General features: G+C 57.8%; 23 protein-coding genes. 10 read left to right on the top strand and 13 right to left on the bottom strand.

The window, feature by feature from the left end; all coding sequences use genetic code 11:
* Positions 1–211 precede the first annotated feature (211 nt).
* Positions 212–727 (bottom strand): cupin domain-containing protein, encoded by a 516-nt coding sequence (locus MKZ87_RS03195; RefSeq protein ID WP_085696136.1) that lies wholly within the window; start codon positions 725–727, stop codon positions 212–214.
* Positions 728–1,000: 273 nt separating this feature from the next.
* On the opposite strand from MKZ87_RS03195, the gene arcD reads away from it, so the two are divergent.
* Positions 1,001–2,494, top strand: coding sequence for an arginine-ornithine antiporter (gene arcD, locus MKZ87_RS03190; protein WP_266200263.1), 1,494 nt, complete (start codon positions 1,001–1,003; stop codon positions 2,492–2,494).
* A 9-nt stretch (positions 2,495–2,503) separates the two neighbouring features.
* Here the strand turns inward: arcD and MKZ87_RS03185 are convergent, their stop codons facing one another.
* Positions 2,504–2,701, bottom strand: coding sequence for a hypothetical protein (locus tag MKZ87_RS03185; protein ID WP_227235645.1), 198 nt, complete (start codon positions 2,699–2,701; stop codon positions 2,504–2,506).
* Here MKZ87_RS03185 and MKZ87_RS03180 point away from each other — a divergent pair.
* Positions 2,624–3,112, top strand: coding sequence for an Hsp20/alpha crystallin family protein (locus tag MKZ87_RS03180; RefSeq protein WP_256574627.1), 489 nt, complete (start codon positions 2,624–2,626; stop codon positions 3,110–3,112). The two genes, MKZ87_RS03185 and MKZ87_RS03180, sit on opposite strands and share 78 nt — an antisense overlap.
* A gap of 55 nt (positions 3,113–3,167) precedes the next feature.
* Here the strand turns inward: MKZ87_RS03180 and MKZ87_RS03175 are convergent, their stop codons facing one another.
* The 8 genes from MKZ87_RS03175 to groL all read right to left on the bottom strand — a co-directional run bounded on the left by MKZ87_RS03175 (position 3,168) and on the right by groL (position 10,970).
* Positions 3,168–4,310: an ABC transporter permease gene (locus MKZ87_RS03175; protein ID WP_085702076.1), complete on the bottom strand. Its 1,143-nt coding sequence runs from the start codon at positions 4,308–4,310 to the stop codon at positions 3,168–3,170.
* Positions 4,307–5,791: an efflux transporter outer membrane subunit gene (locus MKZ87_RS03170; RefSeq protein ID WP_234205302.1), complete on the bottom strand. Its 1,485-nt coding sequence runs from the start codon at positions 5,789–5,791 to the stop codon at positions 4,307–4,309. Before MKZ87_RS03170 ends, MKZ87_RS03175 begins: the two co-directional genes overlap by 4 nt.
* Complete coding sequence (locus MKZ87_RS03165; protein WP_085702074.1) at positions 5,791–6,678, bottom strand: efflux RND transporter periplasmic adaptor subunit; 888 nt, start codon at positions 6,676–6,678, stop codon at positions 5,791–5,793. The genes MKZ87_RS03170 and MKZ87_RS03165 overlap by 1 nt, the downstream gene beginning before the upstream one ends.
* Positions 6,675–7,307: an ABC transporter ATP-binding protein gene (locus tag MKZ87_RS03160; protein WP_266200262.1), complete on the bottom strand. Its 633-nt coding sequence runs from the start codon at positions 7,305–7,307 to the stop codon at positions 6,675–6,677. Before MKZ87_RS03160 ends, MKZ87_RS03165 begins: the two co-directional genes overlap by 4 nt.
* Before the next feature lie 65 nt (positions 7,308–7,372).
* Positions 7,373–7,627 (bottom strand): Lpp/OprI family alanine-zipper lipoprotein, encoded by a 255-nt coding sequence (locus MKZ87_RS03155; protein ID WP_085702072.1) that lies wholly within the window; start codon positions 7,625–7,627, stop codon positions 7,373–7,375.
* Between the two features lie 176 nt (positions 7,628–7,803).
* Positions 7,804–8,364 carry a nitroreductase family protein gene (locus tag MKZ87_RS03150; protein WP_266200261.1) on the bottom strand — a complete coding sequence of 187 codons (561 nt, stop codon included), beginning with the start codon at positions 8,362–8,364 and terminating at the stop codon, positions 7,804–7,806.
* A 34-nt stretch (positions 8,365–8,398) separates the two neighbouring features.
* Positions 8,399–9,286, bottom strand: coding sequence for a universal stress protein (locus MKZ87_RS03145; RefSeq protein ID WP_085702070.1), 888 nt, complete (start codon positions 9,284–9,286; stop codon positions 8,399–8,401).
* 67 nt (positions 9,287–9,353) lie between these two features.
* On the bottom strand, positions 9,354–10,970 hold the full coding sequence (gene groL, locus MKZ87_RS03140; protein WP_266200260.1) for a chaperonin GroEL: 1,617 nt from the start codon (positions 10,968–10,970) through the stop codon (positions 9,354–9,356).
* Positions 10,971–11,228: 258 nt separating this feature from the next.
* On the opposite strand from groL, the gene MKZ87_RS03135 reads away from it, so the two are divergent.
* The 4 genes from MKZ87_RS03135 (at position 11,229) to MKZ87_RS03120 (ending at position 14,485) form a co-directional block, all read left to right on the top strand.
* Positions 11,229–11,726: a BCAM0308 family protein gene (locus MKZ87_RS03135; protein WP_085702068.1), complete on the top strand. Its 498-nt coding sequence runs from the start codon at positions 11,229–11,231 to the stop codon at positions 11,724–11,726.
* Positions 11,727–11,789: 63 nt separating this feature from the next.
* A complete protein-coding gene (locus MKZ87_RS03130; protein ID WP_085702067.1) occupies positions 11,790–12,020 on the top strand; it encodes a hypothetical protein in 231 nt (76 codons plus the stop codon).
* Positions 12,021–12,201: 181 nt separating this feature from the next.
* Positions 12,202–14,043, top strand: coding sequence for an ATP-dependent zinc metalloprotease FtsH (gene ftsH, locus MKZ87_RS03125; protein ID WP_227235543.1), 1,842 nt, complete (start codon positions 12,202–12,204; stop codon positions 14,041–14,043).
* A gap of 16 nt (positions 14,044–14,059) precedes the next feature.
* Positions 14,060–14,485: a potassium channel family protein gene (locus MKZ87_RS03120; RefSeq protein ID WP_085696131.1), complete on the top strand. Its 426-nt coding sequence runs from the start codon at positions 14,060–14,062 to the stop codon at positions 14,483–14,485.
* A gap of 4 nt (positions 14,486–14,489) precedes the next feature.
* Here the strand turns inward: MKZ87_RS03120 and MKZ87_RS03115 are convergent, their stop codons facing one another.
* Positions 14,490–16,865 carry a phosphoketolase gene (locus tag MKZ87_RS03115; RefSeq protein WP_085696451.1) on the bottom strand — a complete coding sequence of 792 codons (2,376 nt, stop codon included), beginning with the start codon at positions 16,863–16,865 and terminating at the stop codon, positions 14,490–14,492.
* A gap of 74 nt (positions 16,866–16,939) precedes the next feature.
* A complete protein-coding gene (locus tag MKZ87_RS03110) occupies positions 16,940–17,425 on the bottom strand; it encodes a hypothetical protein (protein ID WP_085702066.1) in 486 nt (161 codons plus the stop codon).
* 357 nt (positions 17,426–17,782) lie between these two features.
* Between MKZ87_RS03110 and MKZ87_RS03105 the strand changes: the two genes are divergently transcribed.
* Entirely contained in the window at positions 17,783–19,462 is a 1,680-nt protein-coding gene (locus tag MKZ87_RS03105; RefSeq protein ID WP_266200258.1) for an HAD-IIB family hydrolase, read from the top strand.
* Positions 19,463–19,505: 43 nt separating this feature from the next.
* Here MKZ87_RS03105 and MKZ87_RS03100 read toward each other — a convergent pair whose 3' ends face one another.
* Positions 19,506–21,788, bottom strand: a complete 2,283-nt coding sequence (locus MKZ87_RS03100) for a heavy metal translocating P-type ATPase (protein ID WP_266200257.1) — start codon at positions 21,786–21,788, stop codon at positions 19,506–19,508.
* A gap of 170 nt (positions 21,789–21,958) precedes the next feature.
* Between MKZ87_RS03100 and MKZ87_RS03095 the strand changes: the two genes are divergently transcribed.
* The 3 genes from MKZ87_RS03095 to MKZ87_RS03085 all read left to right on the top strand — a co-directional run bounded on the left by MKZ87_RS03095 (position 21,959) and on the right by MKZ87_RS03085 (position 24,797).
* Positions 21,959–22,606, top strand: coding sequence for a BON domain-containing protein (locus MKZ87_RS03095; RefSeq protein WP_266200256.1), 648 nt, complete (start codon positions 21,959–21,961; stop codon positions 22,604–22,606).
* A 249-nt stretch (positions 22,607–22,855) separates the two neighbouring features.
* Entirely contained in the window at positions 22,856–23,335 is a 480-nt protein-coding gene (locus MKZ87_RS03090) for a GNAT family N-acetyltransferase (RefSeq protein ID WP_266200255.1), read from the top strand.
* 94 nt (positions 23,336–23,429) lie between these two features.
* On the top strand, positions 23,430–24,797 hold the full coding sequence (locus MKZ87_RS03085) for an erythromycin esterase family protein (RefSeq protein ID WP_266200254.1): 1,368 nt from the start codon (positions 23,430–23,432) through the stop codon (positions 24,795–24,797).
* The last annotated feature ends 62 nt before the right edge of the window (positions 24,798–24,859 follow it).

The raw sequence follows: 24,859 nt of genomic DNA, 5'->3' as shown, positions 1-24,859 counted from the left end.
CGGACATCACTATCGCCCAGAGCGGCGCCTTGTTTGACCGAATAGGTTTCTACCGAGGTATCAAAACATCTTCTTTAACATAATATACATTACACGTAACAAAATATTACAACGCTAGCCTGATTGCGCACACCATTTCTACCTCCTGCGGCGCTCTCAAATGGCCTGATCCTTGATGCTCGCAGATTGCTCTATTTGAAATATGCTGCGCTCAATCCCCGTCACGCGTCAGTTTTTCAATCAGCGCTCGATGCTGTGGATACTGCGTTGTGAGTTTCTGCCGGTTCCCCATTTCCATATCGGCGAAATCAAATCCTGGTGAAACCGCTTCGCTGATCAACCCGAATCCATTCTCGCCATTCAGCAATCTGGATGCTTTCCAGATACCGCCCGGTACGTGGAACTGCAGTTGCTGTCCAGCCAGAACGTCACTACCCATCACCAATGTCTGTAGTGAACCGTCTGCATGAATCAGGCTGTATTCGATGGCGTCGCCCAGATGGAAATAATGCAGGATGTCGGAATGATTGAAATGAAACTGGCCCACCGGCGATTCCTCGGTCAGCAAGTAGTAAATCGACGTCATCAGATACCGCGGTCCGCCGATAGTTTCGAGCATGTCCCGGTGGTCGGCCTGATAGGTTCTGCGAAAAAAACCGCCTTCAACGTGCGGCTCCAGATCCAGAGCAGTGATCACGTCCTTGGCGGTCATATGACTTAGTTTCATAGGCTTTCCCAGTCATTTTCGATGTGCTTCGTGTATAGCTCAACTAAACATCTATTTACTTGAGCTAACTATAAGCGCTCCTGGAGCAGGAGGATTTGCTGTCACATCTGCCCTCCTTTGGCTCAAAACTATGCGGCCGCAGCTTGTGAAACCGACGCCCTCAGCTTTTTCCCTGCAGTTGATTTTAATCAAACACACATGCGCGCTTCTCGACGAAATTAATCCTCGACGTTCGCGGTCAATGCCGACCATTCCGTCTCGTGGAGGTACGTCATGGCTACTCAACTACAAGACATCCAACCGGGCGCTACCCCCGCCCAACATCCCCCACTGGCCGGCAGCTTACCCAAAACCGAGCCCAAGCGACTCACTCTGAGCCTTCTGGTCGCTCTGGTGGTGGGATCGATGATCGGCAGCGGGATTTTCAGCCTTCCTCAAAACATGGCGGCCAGCGCCGGGGCCGGGGCGATCCTCATTGGCTGGCTGATCACCGGCGGCGGCATGCTATCGCTGGCACTGGTCTATCAGTCCCTGTCCAACCGCCAGCCGGCATTGGATAACGGTGTGTTTGCCTATGCTCGGGCACTCGGTGGTGACTTTCTCAGTTTCAACTCTGCCTGGGGCTACTGGATCAGTGCCTGGATCGGCAACGTCAGCTATCTGGTGATTCTGTTTGCCGCGCTCAGTTACTTCTTTCCAGCATTTGGTGAAGGCAATAACAAAGCAGCGATTGCCGGCGCGTCAGTAGTGCTCTGGTCCTTGCACTGGATGATCTTGCGGGGCATGCGTACGGCGGCTCGTGCCAATGCCTTGAGCACCGCGGCCAAGATTGTGCCGCTGTTGCTGTTCATCGGCTTCGTGATCGCGGCGTTCCGGCGCGACACGTTCGCCATGGACTTCTGGGGAACACCGGGGCTGGGCAGCACTCTCGACCAGGTCAAAAGCACAATGCTGGTGACGGTTTGGGTGTTTATCGGCATCGAAGGCGCCAATGTGTTTTCTGCCCGCGCGGCAGAGCGCGCCGATGTCGGACGCGCCACTGTCATCGGTTTTATCATCACCTTATTGTTGTTGATCGCGGTTTCCCTGCTGTCACTGGGCATACTCAAACAACCGGAACTGGCCGCCCTTAAAAATCCTTCGATGGCCGGCGTACTGCAGGCCGCCGTCGGACCATGGGGTGCCGTGCTGATCAGCATCGGTTTGATTGTTTCGGTCGGTGGCGCCCTACTCGCCTGGACACTGCTGGCGGCTGAATCGGTGTTCACACCGGCGAAAGAAAAGGTCATGCCACCGTCGCTTGGTAAGGAGTCCGCCCGGGGCGTGCCTGCCCACGCCTTGTGGCTGACCAACGGATGCATCCAGCTGTTTTTGCTGTTGACGCTTTACTCGAGCGCCAGTTACCTGGCACTGATTTCTCTTGCCACCTCGATGATCCTGCTGCCCTACCTGCTCAGCAGTCTGTATGCATTGAAAATGACCTGGCAGGGCGAAACCTACGCCGGTCATCGCGCCTTGCAAGTGCGAGACCTGGCCTTCGCGCTGGTCGCCACGCTGTATTGCGTCTGGTTGCTGTACGCCGCAGGCCCCAAATACTTGCTGCTCAGCGCGTTGCTCTACGCCCCTGGCTCACTGATCTACCTGGGCACACTGAAAGCCCGTGAGGGTCAGCCTCTTGGCGGTCCCGAGACAGGTTTGCTGATCATCATCTGGATCGCAGCGGCCTATGCGGGCTGGATGCTGTGGTCCGGGACGTTGACGCTGTAAGGAGTTCTTTCAGTCTGCGCGGTTCGCCGACAGGACGTCCGACGCTGCGCCTTCAATCCGAGAGGAGTACCGAAAATGAGCAATTCCTTGAAAAAGATGCAGGAACATGCGGAAGCAAAATCCAGTCAGGTGCCCGTGACGACCGATATCTGGCGCCCACTCGAAAAGCTGCGGCAGCAGGTTGATCACCTGTTCGAGGATTTTCACCGTGGATCATTGATGTCACCCTTCAGCCGCGGGCTGTTTGATGTAGAACCGTTCTTCTCGCGTGACGTCTTCTCCCCCAGCATGCCGGCCGTGGATATCACCGAAAAGGATAAAAGCTTCGAAATCACGGCCGAACTGCCCGGCATGGACCAGAAGAACATCGAAATCAAACTGTCCAACGGCAGCCTGATCATCAAGGGCGAAAAGAAAGAGGACAAGGAAGAAAAACGCAAGGGCTATTACTTGAGCGAGCGTCACTATGGTTCCTTCGAGCGTGTGTTCAACCTGCCCAAAGGGGTCGACGCCGAGAAGATCGATGCGCACTTCAGCAAAGGCGTATTAAGCATCTCGCTGCCGAAAAAGCCCGAAGCGATGAAAGCGGACAAGGTCGTGCCGATCAAGGGCGAATGAATCCGCAGATGTATGCCCCTTGCCGGAAAACTGGCAAGGGGCTTTTTCTTGGGCCTCAGCCTCTGAAAATGTCGAACGGCTCGATCTTCAGCACCTTGCGAATGCCCAGGTAGCTGGAAAACCCGGCAATCAACAGCACCAGACCAAACGCCAGTCCCAGATTCCAGAAAGTAACGATCGCAGCGTAGTTGGGAAGATAGGTTCGTGCGATGACGATCATCAGAGTCACCAGTCCGATGCCCAGACCATAACCGGTCATCGCGGTGAACATGGCCATGAAGAAGATCATGTAGACCATCTCCCGGTTCTTGGCGCCGATGGCTTTCAAAGCGGCAAACTTATCCAGGTTTTCCAGAATGAAACTGTAGAACGTCTGACCGGAAATCGACAGGCCGACCAGAAAACTGATGACTGTCATCATCAGAATATTGGTCCCGACACCGGTCTGATAGATGTAGAAGTCGGCAATACGCCGGTTGAACTCATCCCTAGTCAGGGCGATGTAGCCCAACCGCGCCACTTGCTGCTTGATGGCTGCCTCACCTTGCCGGCTTCTGGGCTTGAGCAAGATGTATGACACGGTGAAGCGTGTCGTAGGGATGTATTCGATGGCACGCCGGTAGGTTGTGTAAAGCGTCGGCACTCCGGTCAATCCACCGACCAGAACCCTGGCGATGCCGACGATGATGCCCCGGTGGTCGTTGAGCTCGAACGAGGTACCGATGGCAGGGTTGCCCAGTTTTGCGAATTCAGCATCGTGAACCACGATGAACGCGTTTTCGGCGTAGATATCCTCGATGGCGCCCTGCTCCAGGGCCGGACGACCGAGCAGGCTGGTGTCGTCCAGACCAATCACGCTAACCCCTTGATATGTGCCATTTTCCAGGCGCACCTGGGCGCTGCCAATGAATACCGGGACGGCGTATTCCACCTGCTGCATGCTGCGCACTGCGTCCAGCAGGTAGTCCGGCAACGGGATGGCAATCGTCGGGGTGTTGACCGCCGGATCGATGATCCACATCGGTGCTCCGACATTGGTGACCGTCGAATAGGCGCGGTTCAGGATGCCAGCGAACATGGCGGTCATTTGCATCATCAGGAACACTGAGAAGGTGATACCCACCAGTAACGCCGAGAATTTGGCGCGATCATTGACTAGGAGTTTGTACCCGATGCGCAGAATTCCACTGTATTTCATGGCCAGTTTCCGCTAATGCCAGTATCGGGCCGGTTCCACCAGCCACCGCCCAGCGCCACGAACAACGCAACCGTGTCCTGATGCCGCTGCGCCAATGCTTGAAGGTAAGCAATATCGACCTGATGCAACTGCACGTTGGCCACGAGCAGATCCAGATAGGTCACCAAACCCGAGCGATAGTTGGCCTGTAATAATCTCAAGGCCTCTCGGGCAGCGGCCTGCGCCTCGGCCTGCTTCTGTAACGTTTGCGCATCGAGCTCTATTGCCCTGAGCACATCCGCCACCTGCGCGAAAGACTCCAGCACCACTTGTCGGTAGTTCGCCGCTGCTTGCTGATAGGCGTCAATTGCCGACTGGCGGCTGTACCACAGGCGCCCTCCCTGAAACAGCGGAATATCGATCGACGGCCCGAAGTTCCAGAATCGTCCGGCACCGGCAAACAGTGAACCGGTGTACGACCCAGCCGCCCCGTAGGTACCGCTCAAGCTGAAGCTGGGAAACATAGCCGCCGTGGCGACACCGATTTGCGCGCTGGCCTGATGCAATTGCGCCTCGGCGGTGAGGATATCCGGACGCTGGCGCACTAGGTCGGAAGGCAGACTGACCGGCAGATCGTGCGGTAACGAAAGTGCTGTCAAGCGAATGTCGGGAAGTTTGAGTTCTGCAGGCATCACGCCTTCGAGCGTGGCCAGCAAGTGCTCGCTTTGACTGACTTTCTGTTTGAGCGCCGGTAACGAGGCCTCGTTAGTCGCGATCAGGCTCTGCAGGCTCAATGTCGCCGAATAAGGCACCGTTCCGCTGCGCACCTGAACCTGGGTGGACTGCAGCTGCTGGCGCTGCAAACCGATCAATTGTTCCGTGGCCTCGATCTGCGCGGTATAGGCTGCCCGGGCAATGGCCGTATTGACGACATTGGCCGTTAGCGTGAGATAGGCCGCCTGAGTCAGCCAGGTCTGGCGATCGACCTGGGCTTGCAAGCCCTCCACGGCACGTCGCTCGCCGCCAAAGACATCGAGGGTGTAGCTGATCGTGCCACTGAAGATCATCACGTTAAAGATCGAGCCTGCCGTCGTCAGCCCTTGCTGGACCGGCGCGCTGCGCTCACGACTGGCGCTGAAGCGGGCATCGAGCTGCGGATAGAAGACCCCGTGACCGGCTCTGAGCGCGTTCTGGCTTTGACGCAAACTGGCCTCGGCCGCCTGCACGGTCATGTTATGGGTGATCGCCTGGCGCACCAGTGCATCAAGCGCCGTCGAGTGGAAAAAACGCCACCAGTCCGGTGTGACCTCACCGCCGGGCACGAACTGTTGAACCTGGCCCTGCGCCGCAACAGTCCCCGGCAGCGGCTCGTTCAGATAACGCTCTGACACAGGCGTGGCCGGAGGCGAAAAATCCGGGCCGACCGTGCATGCGCTGCCCAGCAACAGGCTCAGTGCAAGGCAGAAGCGTCCAGTGCGGCGTAACCGGTCTACCCTTTCCATTATTTCTGACCTATGAACACATCCACCAACTGCCCCGGGTAGACGTTCGGCAGATCTTTCTTCTCGAAGCGAAAAATCACCGCCAGCACCCTCAGGTCAACTTTTTCCCGGCGCTGGTTGGACAGCTCGATTTTCGGCGATACGTAGGGCTGCACCCGCACGAAGGCCAGCGGCACACGGATGTCCGTGCCGTGAATCAGCATCTGCGCCTGCATGTGCTCGGGCGCTGGTAATCGGGCGATCAGAATCTCGTCCACATAACAGCGCACAGCCAGATGCGCCTGATCGGCGCTCATGACCAGCAGCGGCGCGAACCCTTGGGTGTAAACGTCATAGGCCCCCTGGGGCGATACATAACTGCCCACTGCGCTGTTAATAGTCATCACCACACCGTCCGCTGGCGCCTTGATGAGGTATTGCGCCAGCAACGCCGCCGACGCCTTGAGGGCAGCCTGCGCCTGGGTCACGGAATTGCGCGCGGTGTCCAGGGTATCTTTGCTGATCGATTTCGGATCAATGTTGTAAGACGCCAAGCGCTTGTTGTACTGGTCGCGGGCGGTGGCCAGGCTGGCCTGGGCCAGTTCAAAATTGGCGCGTGGCACCGCGTCGTCAAGTGTGACCAGCGGCTCCCCGCGTTTGACCGTCTGCCCCTCCTGCACCCACACCCGGGTTACCGGCGCGGCCACCTGCGGATAGATCACGATATTGCTACCACCGGGCTGCTCGCCCTCGATGATGCCATTGGCATAGATCGCGCTGGCATCGTTGCTGCTCGCTGGTGCGAAGGCGGGCGGCAGCGGCTGCGGTGTCCGCCCGAGCAGATAGGCGGCGATCAGCCCCCCGAGAACACCGACTACCGCCAGCGTAAACAGCAGGGACTTTTTCACGATATGGCATGCCCGGTTTCGCTGATTCGGCCGTCAGCCATGTAGATGATACGGTCGGCGTACTCGTTGATCCGTGCATCGTGAGTGACAATAAGGATGCAGCGTTGCTGATTGAGTACTCTCTCCTTGACGAACGCGATGATCATTTTTCCCGTGTCCCCATCCAGAGATGCCGTGGGCTCGTCCATTATCAAGATTTGCGGCTCCCCCACGATGGCTCTGGCAATGGCAACGCGCTGTTGCTCCCCTCCGGAAAGCTTCATGGGCAAGATGTTCCCCCGATCCTTCAGGCCCACCACCTCCAGACTCTGGCGGGCCTTCGAAAGCGCATCGTTCCATTTGTGATGCCTAAGGATCAGGGGGATGGCGACGTTCTCGGCCGCCGTCAACCGCGAAAACAAGTGATAGTCCTGGAACACGAACCCGATGTGATCCAGGCGCAGCTCGGCCAATCTGTCGCTGTTCAGGCTCCAGATGTCCAGGCCATTAATCAGCACCGTTCCAAAGTCGGGTCGCAGGATGCCGGAGAGGATGCTCAATAGTGTGGTCTTGCCGCTACCCGAGGGGCCGACGACAAACACCATTTCGCCGAACTGCGCGACCAGCGCCACCTGGTCGACCGCTTTCATACGCGTACTGCCTTCGCCAAACCACTTACACAACCCGCTCGCAACGATGGCCGGGTGGGGGGTCATTATTTGCGACTCGCCTTTTCAAGCATTCGGCTGGCGCGTTCATTGGCCTCATCGGCGGTGCGTTGTGCCTGACTGGCCGCGGCCTGCGCCTGTTCCGCTTTTGAATACGCGGCATCGGCTCTGGATTGCGCAGCAGCGGCAGCGCTTTGTGCCGAATCGATACGAGCATTCATTTCTTGCACATGCTTATGACTGCACCCCGCCGTCATCGCCAGAAGGACGCTCAGCACAACAACAGATAAACGCTTGTTCATGGTGGTTCTCCTCAGTTGAGTGAGCCGGGAACACGCCGGCACCCCTCAAAGTATCCGCCCCCCCTGCGCCGGCACTGTGATTTTTGTCAATGAATGGCCAACCCGGCGTGCCGGTTAATCACTCGTCGCAATAATGTGCGCGTGCCCGCTCATCCGGATGAATGCTCAGCGGTGCATCAACCAATCCAGCGAATCTCTGGTGCCTGATGGGCAACAGGCGCCGGCGCGGCTTTCGGATGGCCGACGATGGTCGGTGCTACCGGAACCCACGCCTGTGGAAGATTCAGCATTTGCTTGCCCTGTTGAGTATTGAGATACGGCTGGGCAAAACCGATCCAGCAAGTGCCCAGTCCTTCTGCACAGGCACTGAGCATCAGGTTCTGGGCGGCCAGCGCACAGTCTTCGACCACCCATTGCCCGGGTGCGTCAGCCGAGATCAGGATCAGTACCGGTGCGTGATAGAAAATCTGAAAGTGCTCGTCATCGAGCAACGCGTGAAAGCGCTCTGATTGTGATCCCGGTGCCAGCGTCTTGAGCATGCAGGCTTTCGCCTCGCGTGAAATTCGATCCAGCAACGCTTGGTCGCGAACCACGGTGAATCGCCAGGGTTGTTGGTTCATCGCACTTGGCGCCAAGGTGGCGGCACCGATCAAGCGCACAATGACCTCTTCATCGACAGCCTGCGCCGTGTATTCACGTGTCGAATGACGGCCAGAAATGGCCTGGTCAATGTTCATGAGCATTCCTCCTACAGGGACCTCCGGCGCGGTGCTACACAGCCAGAACGTTGCAAGGGACCTGATACAGAATGTGTTCGGTGGTACTGCCGAGCAGCTTGTCCAGACCGTGGAATTGCACGCGCCCCATGACGATTACATCCACCTGATGCTCGTCTGTGAACTCGCTGAGCGCCGCAACGGGGTGCCCCACCACAAAATGCCGGCGATCAGCCGGTACGCCATGCTGACTGGCCCAGTCGAGGTAGGTCTTTTCAAACTCACGGCGCAAGCCTTTAGTCAGTTCGGCGATTTTCAGGCCATCGCCCAGTTCTGCCAGGTATTCCTGCGAAACGTCATAGGCATACAACAGGTGCAATTCGGCATCACACTGGATAGCCAGCGCAGTGGCCTGCTGGATGATGCGCTCGTTCAACCGATTATTTTCCAAGCCGTTCGTAGAGACATCGACCGCGGCTACAACCTTGCGCGGTAATGCATGGGCCGCGCCGCCAAGCAGGTACACCGGCACTTGGCATTGGCGCAAAAGATACCAGTCCAGTGGGGTGAAGAATGCACGTTTGAGCAGTGACTCGTGTTGCACTTCCTTAATAAGCAAGTCGGGATTCAACTCTGTAACGTGATCAGAAATCTCCTGTTTTATGTCGTCCGCCCAAGCGACTTCGCAGGTCACTGCTACGCCTCGGCCAGACAGTTTCTCCGCCTGGGACTTCAACCAGTCGCGTTGGTTCTGAAGATAGCTTTCCCGAACCTGTTTCCTGCTGCCCTCGTCAAGTAGCCACAGAATGTCCAGTGTCTTGACGAGGGCGACGATGTGCAATGTCGCACCACTGGCCCTGGCCAGCGCGCCGGCATGGTTGATTGCCGGAGAGCGGCGCAGGAGCGGGTTGATGATCAGCAAAAGGCGTTGATATTGGCTCATGATCTGTCTCCCGTCAGGCAGGTCGCGAGACCGGCCTTGCTCAAACGCCCGGCGACACTGCCGGACCTCATTCGCTGAACCCAGGCGGGATCGGCGACTCTTTCTCCGGAATATCCGTCAATATTGCCTCGGTCAGCAGCAGGATGCTGGCCACTGACACTGCATTTTCAAGGGCGATCCGCACCACTTTGGATGGGTCGATGATTCCGGCCTCGTAAAGATCGACGTAGCGATTGACCGACGCGTCGAAGCCAATGTTGCCAGGCTCCGCCAACATCCTCGCAACAACGACGCCGGCATCCACTGCCGAGTTTTCAGCGATGACCCTAGCCGGCGCCTCCAAAGCGCGCCGCATGATTTGCAGACCCGTGCGGGCATCCCCCTCATACTGCATCTCCTCGGCGGCAATCTTCGGGACGGCCTTGAGCAAAGACATGCCGGCGCCTGGCACAATGCCTTCGGCGATGGCTGCACGAGTGGCGGAAATGGCGTCATCCAACGCATCCTTGCGGGTTTTCATCTCGGCTTCCGAAGGCGCTCCGACCCGGACCACCGCGACGCCGCCCGAGAGCCTGGCCAAGCGTTCCTGTAGCTTTTCACGGTCGTAGTCGCTGGTAGTCGTCTCCATTTGTGCGCGGATTTGCTGCATCCGCGCCTCGATGGCCTCGCGATTGCCAGCCCCCCCGATCAACGCCGAACTGTCCCTTTGCACCACCACCCGATGCGCCCGGCCCAATTGACTCAACTCGATCTGTTCGAGGGCAAAGCCCAGGTCATTGGAAATCACCGTTCCTGCGGTCAGAACGGCCATGTCCTGCAGCATCTCCTTGCGCCGGTCACCGAAGCCCGGAGCTTTGATCGCCACCGCTCGCAGCACACCGCGTATCTGATTGACCACCAGCGTGGTCAACGCCTCCCCTTCTATGTCATCCGCGATCAACACCAGGGGCTGGCCGCTCTTGGCCACGAGCTCCATCAGGGGCAGCAACTCCTTGAGATTCAGAATCTTGTGGTCGCAAAACAACAGGTAAGCGTCATCGAGTTCCACCTGCATCTTTTCGGTATCGGTGACGAAATATGGCGAGACATAGCCTCGGTCGAAGCGCATGCCTTCCATGACCTCGACCACCGTTTCAGTGGTTTTTGACTCCTCGACGCTGACCACTCCTTCAATACCAACCTTCTCCAGGGCATCGGCTACCAGTTGGCCAATGACCGCATCGTTATGCGCGGATAGCGTCGCGACCTGGACCTTTTCCCTGGGCGTACTCACTGGTCGCGACAGCGTCCTCAACGACTTCACAACCAAAGCGAGTCCGCGATCGAGCCCGCGTTTGAGGTCGATCGCACTGGCACCCGCCACCACATTGCGGATACCGTCCGCGAGGATGGCCTGGGCCAGCACCGTTGCAGTGCTGGTACCGTCCCCCACCGCGTCACCGGTGCGCTCGGCAGCCTGACGCAACATTTGCGCACCGAGATTTTCTTCCGGATCCAGCAGGTCGATGCGCCTGGCGATCGTTACACCGTCATTGCAGACTGTTGGATTGCCCCATTTATTCTGAATCAGCACCGATTTGGACTTGGGGCCCAGCGTCACGCGCACGGCATCCGCCAACTGAGTGGCACCGCTGAGAATCCTCTCGCGGGCGGCGCCGCGAAATACCAGTTTGCTGTGAGCCATCGGATCGCTCTCCTGCCGATTCCACATTCAAGCAGGGTCCATTAACCACTCCCGACGACGTTGACTTTTATCAACAAAGTCCTGCGCAGCCCGGTCTTCCTGTCGCCTCATGCCTGAACGCGGACCATTGGTTCGAGCTGCCTTCCGCGCTTGCATCGCAGTTGATAAAAATCAACCTGCTGGAACCCGGATCGCGTCGAAATGAGCAGGTGCGCTTCAGCAAGCGCCGGTTGTTTTGATCATCTCTGGAGGAACATCATGGACAAGTTTCAGCAAAGCCAAAAAGACAAACTGTTCAAGAACGTCTCACATGACCCTTATAGCGCCCCACGCACGGAGGGCCCAGCCGTTTGCCCCAAATGTGATGCCGTGTATACCGCGGGAATCTGGAGCTGGAAACGCCAGGAAAACACCGTGGTTCACGGTGCGCAAACAATGATCTGTCCAGCCTGTCGGCGCATCGAAGACAACAGGCCTGCGGGTATCCTGACCCTGTCCGGCGGCTACGTGCACCAGCACCGTGGGGAAATCGTCCAGCTGATTAAACACACTGAGGAAAAGGAAAAGGCCGAGCATCCCCTTGAGCGCATCATCAAGCTCGATGACGCGGCCGATGAGCTGGTCGTGACCACTACTGGCATTCACCTTGCCAATCGTCTTGGGCACGCCCTGAAAGGCGCTTTCAAAGGCAACTCTGAATACCACTACAGCGATAGCGAATATGGCATGAGCGTGCGCTGGTCCCGTGAGGAATAACCCGGACAGCGCAGTTGTTGTACATCCCCGACTCGACTACCTGTCTGCTCGAGGTCAACGGCCATGCCCACCAATGAATCAACGAACCCTTATGTGGCCGACAGCGACGCCATCAAACACTGCAAGGCGCTGTTTCTTGAAGCTGATCGTCTCACCGATCAAGCCTACTCCGTTCTGGATGAACCCTTTTCCTCCCAGACCATGCTCAAGTTCTCGATCGCCAAAAAATGTGCAGATGAGAAATACCGGCAGGCTTGGCAAGCATGGCTGCTTGCAAGAAAACACGCTCAATAGGCTGCTTGATCTGCACGAAGCCTGGCGGTCGCGGCATGGTCTTCAGCGGCGTTCAGTCGGGCGTCGAACGGGCATTGTTGATATTCCTCAAGGATTTTTTGCCACTCAGGTGTAGAAAAAAACAAGGCGACCGTGCCCTGCTCTCTTGCATCGTGGCCACCGTCTTCGTTGAGACAAGACCATGAAAAACAACCACCAGTGGAACCTTTCGTACTTCCTGATCGCCTTCATTGTTCTGGCACTCGTGCAGTTTTGGTTTGCCGAACGTCATGCCGTGCAGAGCATTCCGTACAGCCAGTTCCTGCAACTGGTGAACGACCAGAAAGTCAACGATCTGCGGGTCGAGAAAGACCAGATCAGCGGCAAGTTACTGGAGCCCATCGACGGCCATGAACTATTCACTACGTTCCGGGTGGATTCGACGCTGGCGGCGGACCTGGCGCATTCGGGGGTCAGATTCAGCGGCGCCAATGAAGACACCTTGCTCAGCGGGCTGTTGGGCTGGTTACTACCGTTGATCCTGATCACGGTGGTCTGGCACTTTGCGTTCCGCGGTTTCGCCGAAAAGCAGGGCCTTGGAGGGTTGATGAGTATCGGCAAGTCACGGGCAAAGGTGTTTGTCGAACGGGATACAGGCGTCACATTTGACAACGTTGCCGGGATCGATGAAGCCAAGCTCGAACTGATGGAAATTGTGTCGTTCTTGAAGGATAAGGCCCGCTATGCCCGTCTGGGCGCACACATACCCAAAGGGACGCTGCTGGTCGGCCCGCCCGGTACCGGAAAGACGCTGGTGGCCAAGGCCATCGCGGGTGAGGCCGGTGTGCCGTTTTTCTCGATCTCTGGTTCTGAGTTCGTCGAAATGTTCGTCGGGGTCGGTGCCGCCCGGGTCCACGATCTGTTCGAGCAGGCACGCCAGGCCGCGCCCTGCATCATCTTCATTGATGAGCTGGATGCGCTGGGCAAAATGCGCGGAGTTGGCGCGTTCGGTGGCAATGACGAGAAGGAGCAGACCCTCAATCAACTGCTCTCGGAACTGGACGGCTTCGACCCTCGCGAAGGCGTGGTATTACTGGCTGCGACGAACCGACCTGAGATTCTCGATCCTGCGCTGTTACGCGCTGGAAGGATCGACCGCCAAGTGCTGATCGACCGACCGGACCGCAAAGGCCGACAAGCGATCCTTAAGGTACACCTGCAGAAAATCACCGTGTCACCGACTATCGATAGCGAAAGGATCGCTGACATCACTACAGGATTCACTGGCGCGGATCTGGCGAACCTGGTGAATGAAGCGGCAATTGTTGCGACCCGCCGCGGCGCGGACGTGGTGGAACTTGTCGACTTCACCGCCGCCGTGGAACGACTGGTTGCCGGCATCGAGCGCAAGAGCAGCATCTTGCGTCCCGAGGAACGCCAGATAGTGGCCTATCACGAGATGGGCCATGCGCTCGCCGCGAGTCACTTACCGGCCATGGATCCGGTGCACAAAGTCTCGATCGTTCCCCGGGCCATCGGCTCGCTGGGCTACACCTTGCAGCGACCGACCGAAGACCACTTTCTTATCAGTTGCCAGATGCTCAAGGACCGGATGGTCGTGCTGATGGCGGGACGCGCGGCGGAATTTCTGGTGATCGGGGAGATTTCCACCGGCGCTGCCGATGATCTGGCCCACGCCACGGACATCGCCCGTCAAATCGTCACGCGTTTTGGTATGAGTAGCGAACTCGGCCAAGCGGTTCTGGAGCGGCGCAATGCGACCTGGCTTGGCGAGCGAGTGCCCGAATCCGGCGAAAAGGACTATTCGGAGCAGACGGCGCGGGAAATCGACCTCGCTATTCGCGCACTGCTGGACGACGCGTGGCAACGAGCCAAAGCCCTGCTCGAGAGGTTGCGTCCCGAGCTGGAGGCCGGCGCCCGCCTCTTGCTGCAAAAGGAAACCCTGACTCCCGAGGAGTTCGCCGCGCTAAGGCCGCTTGAGCGCACTGCGCAACCTGCACGGACTGACGCGGCATCGTCCTGACAAGGGAGGCTGGCGAATGCTGGCAGTCACGCTGATCAACACGTTGGTGGTGATCGTCACCGTGGTGATTCACTACGAATGCCTGCTGCGTCTGAATGATTGGTTGCCGCGCCTGAAAATGTGGCGCCGCTTCAGAATTGTCGTTGGCGTGTTCGGCAGCCTGCTGGCCCATGCCATCGAAGTCTGGGCATTTGCGCTGGCTTATTACCTGATGGAGCATTCCGGCCAGTGGGGCTATCTGACAGGCAACTTCGACGGCACCTTCATGGACTGCGTGTACTTCTCCTTCACGACCTACACGACCATCGGTTTCGGTGATATTTCCCCGGTCGGCCACCTCAAGTACCTGACCGGCCTTGAAGCGCTGACCGGTCTGGTCCTCATTACGTGGACCGCTTCGTTTCTGTTTCTCGAAATGCAGAAGTACTGGAAGGGTAAGTAGCCGTTTACGGGACCGGTGGAGACGTCCATTGCCAGTTGCGCACCTCGGGCAGATCCTCGCCATGCTCGATGAGATGGAGCTTGTGCCGCTCCATTTGCGACCAGTAGCGCGTCCGCGCCTCATGCACCAAGTCCTGCAGCCGAGGTACGCGCTCGAACACATCGAGCATTAATCGATAGCGATCCAGACCATTGATTACAGCCATGTCGAACGGGGTGGTGGTCGCGCCCTCCTCCGTAAAGCCGCGGACATGGAAGTTGTCATGGTTAGCGCGCTTATAAAGCAACCGATGGATCAGCGCCGGGTACCCGTGGAAGGCAAAAATCACCGGTTTGTTGACGGTAAACAGCGCGTCGAACGCACTGTCCGACAAACCGTGAGGGTGCTGATACGACGGTTGAAGCACCATCAGGTCCACGACATTCACCACCCGCACTCGCAGGTCCGGTACGTAGTCGCGCAACAATGTCACGGCTGCGAGGGTTTCCAGGGTCGGTACGTCTCCGGCGCAGGCCATGACCACGTCCGGTGTCTCGTCATCGCGGCAGGCCCAGGCCCAGCGGCCGATGCCGGCCTGGCAATGGCGCTGCGCCGCGTCGATGTCCAGCCACTGCCATTCCGGCTGTTTGCCGGCCACGATGACGTTGATGTAATGGCGGCTGCGCAGGCAATGGTCGGCCACCGACAGCAGGCAATTGGCATCCGGCGGCAGGTAGATTCGCGCGATGTCGGACTTCTTGTTCGCCAGCAGATCGATGAACCCCGGGTCCTGATGCGAAAAGCCATTGTGGTCCTGGCGCCACACATGGGAGGTGAGCAAAAAATTGAGCGACGCCACCGGCTTGCGCCACGGTACTTCGGCAGCGGTCTTGAGCCACTTGGCGTGCTGGTTGACCATCGAATCGACGATATGGATGAACGCCTCATAGCAAGATAGCAAGCCGTGGCGGCCGGTCAGCAGATAACCTTCCAGCCAGCCCTCGCATACCTGCTCACTGAGTATTTCCATCACCCGGCCGTCAGCGCTCAGGTTGAGGTCGTCAGGATCCAGCGGGTCGAGCCAGGTTTTGCCGGTCACTTCATACACCGCATCAAGTCGGTTAGAGGCGGTTTCATCGGGTCCGAACAGGCGAAAATTATGCGTCGCCAGGCTGTTTTTCATCACGTCACGCAAGTATTTCCCCAGCACACGCGTCGCTTCGGCACGCACGCTGCCGGGCGTTTCGACCGGCACGGCATAGTCGGCGAACCGCGGCAGATCCAGTGCCCGTAGCAACAGGCCGCCATTGGCGTGGGGATTGGCACTCATGCGCCGCTGCCCAGTGGGTGCCAGCGCTGCAATTTCCGGCACCAGAGTCCCTTGGGCGTCAAACAGTTCTTCGGGACGATAGCTTCTTAACCACTCTTCCAACTGTCGCAGGTGAACCGGCTGACTGAAGTCGGCCAGAGGGACCTGATGAGCTCGGCAGGTGCCTTCAACCCGGTGTCCATCGACAAACTGGGGCCCTGTCCAACCCTTGGGGGTGCGCAATACCAGCATTGGCCAGACGGGCCGCTGCGACACGGCGTGGGCCGGCCGTCGACGCGCCTCACGCTGGATCCGACGAATCTTCAACAGCATCGTATCCAGGGTTTGCGCCATGGCCTGGTGCACCTGCACCGAGTCAGTGCCTTCGACGAAATAGGGATCGTAGCCGTAGCCACGCATCAGTGCCGAAAGTTCATCCTCGGGGATTCGGGACAACACCGTGGGGTTGGCGATCTTGTAGCCATTGAGGTGCAGGATCGGCAGCACCGCCCCGTCACACACGGGATTGAGAAACTTGTTCGAATGCCAGCTGGCGGCCAGCGTACCGGTTTCAGCCTCGCCGTCGCCGATCACGCAAGCGACGATCAGATCCGGGTTGTCGAACGCAGCGCCATAGGCGTGTGCCAGGCTGTAACCCAGTTCGCCGCCTTCGTGGATGGAGCCGGGAATCTGCGCCGACACATGACTGGAGAGGCCATACGGCCAGGAAAACTGCCGAAACAGACTCAACAGGCCATTGGCGTTGCGCTCGACCGTTGGACAAATTTCGGTGTAAGTGCCTTCCAGATACGTTTGCGCAACGACCGCCGGCCCGCCATGGCCGGGGCCGGCAACAAACAGCATGTTCAGGTCATACGTGGTGATCAGCCGGTTGAGATGGGTGTAAATCAGGTTCAACCCCGGCGTCGTGCCCCAGTGCCCTAACAGACGCGATTTGATGTCACTGCGACGCAGAGGCACCCTGAGCAAAGGGTTGTCTTTGAGGTAAATCTGCCCGACGGCCAGATAATTGGCTGCTCGCCAGTAAGCATCCAGACCTTCCAATTGCTCGGCACTGAGAAAATCGCTCATGAAATTGCCCGCCAGACCATTCAACGCCAGTTCCCAGATTCTGAAAGGCTGAAGCTCTCGGGACTTGATATAAATCAAGCGTCACCCTCGGCGAACACCCCCACAACGGGCAAGCGCCCGGTCCATTCAGCATCATGCTTCCACAGAGCATTGATGCAGGCTTCTGCATCTTGCTCTGTTACAGGCTCAAGTGACTGCGGAGCCAGTAAGTGGCTGTCGACCAAGGCAAGTCGCACAACTCCGTTTTTTTTGAGCAGCGCTTTTGCCTGACATTCGCACAAGGATCGCGATAAAACTTCGAGCGGAGGCTCTACTTCGGCCTGTTCGAACTCTACTTCAAAACGCGCGGTACAAACGTTCACCAACTCCCTCAACGTATGGGCAGCAAAGTGATACGCAGTGAAGTATCCAACCGGCAACAGCAGCAAGATTATCAACAGGTGGGTTGCGTCACGTATCCAATGCCTTTTGCCCGGTCGGCGCAGATTTCCAGCTGTTGCTCCCCTGCTCCGCCGCCAGCCTTGCACCGCGTGAATCCCCATTGGTTTGTTGGTGTTCATGACCCGACGCCAATCTCCGCATGTGACCAGAGCATGGAACCGATGACAGGCTGCCTATTGATTTAGATCAACCTGGCTGCCTGCAGCTTACTCATGTTCAGTAATCTGCAGGCTTAAGCACTTCGGGTTATTAATAACAAAAGAAACATGTGCTTTTGATCAGTCAAAGCAACGCTGTTGAACAACTGTGGTTGCACGCGAATGGGGCCCGACGTCAATCAGCAAACGCTCGACTTAAAATTGATAAAAATCAATGTTGGCCCCAATAAGTTGCCTCTCAATACAGTCAAGGAGTCGGTCGATAGTCCGTTCCAGTTGTCTTCCTTTGCACTCAATTGAGTCTGATGGGGATCGAGCATGCACTTCCTTGCCTTGGCAGTTGACTACGACGGGACCATTGCCGAAAACGGTAGCGTTCCTGCTCAAGTCTGCGCATCGCTCAGCGAAGTGAAAAAAAGCGGTCGCAAGTTATTGCTGATTTCAGGCCGGGAATTGCAAGCGCTTAAACATCATTTTCCGCATCTGGATCTTTTTGACAGGGTGGTTGCCGAAAATGGCGCGCTCTTGTACGACCCGAGTACCGATACCGAGGAGCTTATTGCAGATCCCGCTTCAACCGAGCTGGTGGGTCACCTGCGCGCCAAAGGGGTGTCACCGTTGTCGATCGGACAGTCGGTCATCGCTACTTGGCAGCCATTCGAAAATGAGGTGATCAGTAGCATTCACGAGTTGGGGCTTGAACTGCAGATAACCTTCAACAAGGACGCCATCATGATCCTGCCGCCTGGCGTGAACAAAGCGTCCGGTCTTGTTGCAGCGTTACGAGATTTAGGCATATGCGAATTGAACGTGGTCGGAGTGGGCGATGCGGAAAACGACCATTCCTTTCTGTCGATCTGCGGCTGTGCCGCAGCGGTCAGCAATGCCATAGCCTCCATAAAATCCAGCGCTGACCTGTGCCTGACGCGTGACCATGGTCAAGGAGTGTGTGAGCTGGTCGAAATGCTGCTGGAAAAAGATGCCGCGCTGGTTGGCGTCGAACGCATCGGGGTTCAGTTGGGGCAGTCCACCGATGGGCACCCGTTATGGCTGCCTCCAGAATCGGTGATGTTGGTAATTGGCAATTCCGGGGCCGGAAAATCCAGTTACATCACCTGGCTGACGGAAAGAATGGTCCAGGCTCATCAGGGATTCTGCATCATCGATCCAGAGGGCGACTACCTCACGCTGGAAGACGCGGTGACCATCGGCGGCCTCACTGCGCCCCCGACGACAGAAGATGCCGTGCACTATCTTTTGCAGGCGCAGCTCAATGTGGTGGTCAATGCCCTTGCCCTGGATCTCTCGGCGCGCGTGCAGTTGTTTGGCGACCTGCTGCCTTTTCTTCAGCATTTGCGCAGCACTTCAGGTCGCCCCTACTGGTTGATCGTCGACGAAGCGCATTACATGCTTCCCCACTGTTCAAGTTGGCCGCCCGGCTTTCTCAAGGACATCGGTGCAATCATCGTAGCCCTCGACTTCGACCAGGTCTGCCCGGAGCTACTTGATGGGGTCGACGTGCTGGTAACGCTTGGCAGCACTGCTCGGGAACTGGTCGAGCAATTCGCCAAACGCATGCAGCGACCTTCCCCTCGGTTTCCCGAGCGGACGCCAGGTCTGGAGCATGCCTGTCTCTGGAGCTTGCACGGAGACGACGAGGTCTACCTGATCGAACAGATGCAGCCGCATCAAAAGCACCATCGCCACAGCGGCAAGTACGTTGCGGGAGACGTCGGTGCATGGCGATCATTCTATTTTCCTGCGCTTGGCCGGAGTGCCGCCAACCTGACTGAGTTTTTATCCTGTTTAACGCAAATTGAAGAACCCGCCCTTCGCGAGCATCTCGATGCCGGGGATTTCTCCAATTGGTTTCGCAAAGTGATCCGGGACGATGTGCTTGCCAATAAGACCCGCCTTATCGAAATGGACAAAAGCATGGTCCCCAAAAAGGCAATGGATCAGATCAGGCGCATCGTCCAATCGCGCTATCACCTCTGAATCGGCCGGAGTCAGACGCTCAGCCGGTATCCACAACGTTCGTTCAGCGTGAGTCAAGGAAACGGAACAGCTCCTCCTCTTGGTCAAAGTGCAGGCGCACCAGGGTATCGAGCCTGATCAATTGATGCTGAATTTCGTCGGCATCGGCCCTGGCCGGTTCGGCATTGAAATCACGACTCATGCGCGCCAGCAAATGGATCAGGCGGAAGATCTCTCGGTGGGCGTGACTCATGGCTGACATCGGGTCCTCGCCTGGCAACCGTTGCGTTAAAAGCGGGTAAAGCAGCTGTTCATCATCATGCTCGTGGTGCGCCAATGAGGTTTGTAACCTGTCGACCAGCTCCTGCAGTTCGGTTCGTGCCTGTACAACCGGGCGCCGGGCGAAGTCAGCGGCCAGGTGGTGCAGGTCACTCAGCACGCTGGATAGTTGCCGGTGTTCATCCTGCAGCCGATCAATATGCTCTGCAGTCAGCATGCCCTTTCGACGCCCCCACAGTGGCCCCAATGCCCGCAACGCATTGAGGATAATCAGCACATCAATGCCCTCCTGCACCACAGCGCCGATGAGTGGCGCAAGAAAGCCGAGCGCCGCCGCGACCATGGCCAGCAACGATAGGCCCATGCCGGCCAGCACACCGACGACAGCGATATGACGGGTTCGCTGAGCGATGTCCAGGGCCTCGACCAGACGATCCAGGCGATCGACCAGCAGAACTACGCCCGCGGCTTGTGCCGAAGCGGTTGCACCGCTGGCCCCCATTGCCACACCAACGTTCGCCGCCGCCAATGCGGGCGCATCATTGATGCCGTCACCGACCATCAGCGTGGGGCTGCGCAAACAGCCCTCCTGCACAGCCCGCACCTTATCCTCGGGTGTCAAACCCGCGCGCAGCTCGTCGATTCCGGCAGACATTGCGATTATCTCGGCAGTTTCCGGGCGATCACCGGTGAGCATGACGATTCTCTCGATCCCTTTGCAGCGTAACCGGCGCAGCGTTTGTGGAGTTTCGCGCCGAACAGTGTCAGCGAGGACCAAAAGGCCCGCCAGTTTCCCATCCACTTCGATAAAGCTTCCGCTACAGGCCAGATAATCCATGTGGCGAAGCATGGCGACAGCCCAATCGGTTTCGTAAGCGTCCTGATGAGCAAAAGACAGTGTGCCCAATCGCACCTGCTTACCGTCGATGCGCCCGCAAAGCCCCTCGCCCGGACTCTCCTGCACCTCGGTTGGCAGGCTGAGGGACACCCTGCGCTGTTGCGCTGCCTCGACAATGGCCTGAGAGATGGGATGCGTCGAAGCCTGTGCGAGCGAGGCCGCCAGGCCAAGCAATTGCTGCGGATCGGCCAGTCCATTGACTTCGATCGACTGCAGGCGCGCGTGTCCACTGGTCAGCGTGCCGGTTTTGTCGAAAAACACTTGTTTGATCCCGGCCAGCGCTTCCAGGGTGGCGCCATCCTTGATCAATATTCCGCGCCGCGCGGCTCGGGATATACCCGACATGATCGAAATGGGCACTGCCAGAATCAGAGGACAAGGCGTGGCCACCACCAGCACCGCCAACGCTCGCAAGGGGTCGCCGCTCAGATGCCACGCCAGCGCCGCCACCAACAAAGTCAACGGGATAAAAAACAGTGCATAGCGGTCAGCCAAGCGCACAAAAGGCGCGCGTGAACGGCGCGCCGCTTCGGCCAGCCGCACGATGGCAGCGTAGGTGCTTTGCGCAACCGTTCGCGTAGCGACCAGCAGAATGGGGGCGCCAACGTTGGAGACTCCGCTGGGCAACTGCTCACCTTCTCTTCGGGTCACGGGCAAGGATTCACCGCTGAGTGCCGACTCGTCCAGAATCGCTGTCGGGCTGAGCAAGCGACCATCGACCGGTACAACCTCTCCTAGCCGTACCAGCAATGTCTGATCTGGCTGAATCTGTTCAACGGGAATCTGGCGTAAGCCCCCCTTCTCCTGCAACCAGGCAAAACGCGGTGCCCGATCGATAAGCGCACGCAGTTCACGCTCGGCTCGTTGACGGGTAAAGAATTCCAGCGTGCGACCGGTCGCCAGCATCAGAGCGATCACTGCTGCGACCAAAGCCTGCTCGAAAAACAGGGCGGCGCTGATCGACAACAGTGCGATCAAATCCACTCCTGCCTCACGTCGGGCCAATCGCCCGGCAATCTCGACGAGCAGAACCAATGCCATCGTCAGGCTGCCTGCGGCCCAGCAATACGATGCCCAATCATTCTCTTGCGCACGATGTGCAACGACACCAGCCAGCAACGCCAGCGTTGTAAGCAGCAAAAGCATGGGGTCCAGCCATTTACTGAACATTGCTCTTCACGCCTCTGAACCGAATGTAGCCCCGCCTGTTACCGGAGCTCTGCACCCGGGAGTTGTGGTCTTTTTGATTTAGCTCAAAGTCTTTCTATCGCTCCAGCGTAGAAAAAAGACATGGGCTTTGCCGGCCCATGCATTTCAGTCACCTGGAAGAGGACAAGATCATGAGCGACATCACCCTGCGCAATACCATTTTGGATGAGCTTGACTTTCAACCCGACATCGATGCCGCCCACATTGGCGTCAGCGTGGAAAATGGCATCGTCACACTGTCCGGCCACGTGAAAAGCTACGCTCAAAAAATCAGCGCCGAGCGCGCGGTCAAGGCGATCAAAGGAGTACGTGCCGTGGCTGAAGAAATACAGGTTCGCCTGGATAAGGGTGCAGGTACGGACGATGACACCATCGCAAACCGTGCCGTCAATATCATCTCGTGGCGTTCCGACACACCCGCCGGCGACATCAAGGTCGTCGTGCAAAAAGGCTGGGTAACCCTGGAAGGCCAGGTGGACTGGCAGTATCAGAAAGAAGTCGCTGAAAGTGCGGTGCGCAAATTGTCAGGCGTTGTCGGGGTGGATAACCGAATCACCCTGCGCCCGAGAGTGAAGGTCGTCGATATCCAACAAAGTATCGAAGAAGCCCTCAAGCGCAATGCCGAAGTTGATGCCAAGGGCATACGGATCAAGGTCGAAGGCAGTGTTGTAAAACTCGAAGGCAAAGTGCACTTCTGGCGTGAGCGTGAAATCGCCGAACGAGCAGCGTGGTCGGTGCCGGGCGTCAGCAAAGTGGAAGACCAGCTATTGATAGCCTGAATCACGGCCCCGGAAATTCCCTGAATATCCGGGGCTGTCCATGCTACGCCGCCTCCATCGGGGAATCGTGTGTGATCACGACATGCTGATGCTGCCGGGCAACATGAATGAGGAAATTGGCATCTACGTGGACCTGTTTTTTTTAAGTCCATATGCAGATCAAGTCCGGTGACGGCCAACAGCGCAAGAAAGAACTTGAGCGTTTGGGATTTCTTCGCGTCAAGTGACCGCCCGATGGAGGGCTGAACGGTGAACGCCCCTGAAAATTCCTGGATTGATATTCTCGGCAACGGCCGCCCGGTGTTGATCAGATATGTCACGCAAGCAGATCAAGTTCGTGAATACGCTCTGGTCCGGCATTCGGCGCCTGAGTCCCGGCATGCGCTGTTACTCAGGCAGCAGCACGCTCCCCACCAGACCCAAGCCTGCATCGCGCTGGCCCACGAGAATGGCCGCTTGATCGAAATCGGCGCCAGTCGCTATGCCGCGACGGGCAAATACCAGTGCGAATGCGCCGTGACCATCGCATCTGGCTGGAAACGCCTCGGTCTGGGAACGTTATTGCTGGAGTACTTGATCGACGCTGCCCGCGCCAATGGCGTCCACCACTTGTACTCAGTCAGCACCTCCAGCAACGCGCCCTTTCGTGAGTTGGCCAGATGTCTGGGTTTTGAAACCCACGACGATCCTTTCGACCCCCATAAGGTCATTCATCGCCTGTACCTGTAACGCCTATGCAAAGTTTCAAGCCGACGCATCAACTTCTGGTATGACCCGAGCGCCTTGCCGCCACAAGTTGCTCGCCATTCGGAGGACGACACTCATGAACTCTCATACGCACACATTGCTGGACAAATTAATCGGCCAGCGACACTTCCATGACACATCGCACATACCGCCAGTGTTGCGTCAATACGCCGAGCCGCTACCAGACCTGGACTCCCCCGCTTTCGGGGACCTGTTTGATCGCTACGCTGACGCGAGGGTGGTGATGATTGGCGAAGCAAGCCATGGGACCGCCGATTTCTATCGAGCCCGGGCAGTCATCACCCAAAGCCTGATCGAGCGACACGGTTTTAATATCGTCGCAGTGGAAGCCGACTGGCCGGACGCCGGCCACGTAGATCAGTATGTCCGAGGTCTGGCGCACACGGCGTGGACGCGCCACATTTTCAGCCGTTTCCCCACCTGGATGTGGCGAAACGGCGAAGTAAAAGCCTTCGCCCACTGGCTGCATCAATTCAACCATCGGCAGAGCCCTGAACATCGCGTCGAGTTTCGCGGCCTGGATGTCTACAGCTTGCGCAACTCCATCCATGAGGTACTGAGTTATCTGGATCGGATTGACCCGAAATTGGCCCAAGAAGCGCGTCGGCGCTATGGGTGTCTGACCCCATGGCAGGATGATCCTTCTTTGTACGGTCATTTCGTCGAGCGTGGCGGCGTGATGCCCTGTGAGCAACCGGTGATCGAGCAGCTCAGTGCCATGCTTGCGGACCAACTGACGGGGCTTATCCAAAACAACGAAGCATTCTTCAATGCGACGCAGAATGCCCGCGTAGTGATAGCGGCCGAGCAATATTACCGCGCGATCTATCGGGGTTCGGCAGCCTCCTGGAACCTGCGAGACCGACACATGTTCGATACGTTGCGCGCGGTACTGGAACATCGGGGGCCGCAGGCCAAGGCTGTGGTCTGGGCCCACAACTCCCATATCGGCAATGCCGCCGCCACGGAAATGGGCTGGAAGGGGCAGTTCAATATCGGCCAACTGTGCCGCAATGCCTTTGGACGTGATGTGGTCCTGATTGGTATGGCCACCGACCGTGGTCAGGTCGCAGCGGCCGATGACTGGGACGGCGAGATGTTGATCAAGGACATTCGCCCTTCTCGACCAGACAGCTGGGAACATCAATTTCTCAAGGCCGGGGTCGCAGCATCATTGACGGACTGGCGTGCTCCGCAGCAAAAGGAGCTTCGCAGCGCTCTGTCCGCGGTCTTGCTGGGACGCGCCATCGGGGTGATTTACCGTCCCCAGACTGAACGCTTCAGTCACTACTTCGAGTCGATGCTGGCGGAGCAATTCGATGCCATGATCTGGTTCGAGCAAACCAGGCCGGTCACCGCGCTGCCGCTGCCGAAAAACCAGCGACTGGAAGCAGAAGATGAAACCTATCCGTTTGGCGTGTGATGAACCTGAAACGATGTTCAGCGTTATGGTTGACGACTATCGCGAGCAATTGAGTGTTGGCA

Origin of the sequence: Pseudomonas sp. MCal1 (genome assembly GCF_026341415.1) — a bacterium.
Lineage (GTDB): Bacteria > Pseudomonadota > Gammaproteobacteria > Pseudomonadales > Pseudomonadaceae > Aquipseudomonas.
This window is presented reverse-complemented; position numbering and strand designations above follow the sequence as displayed.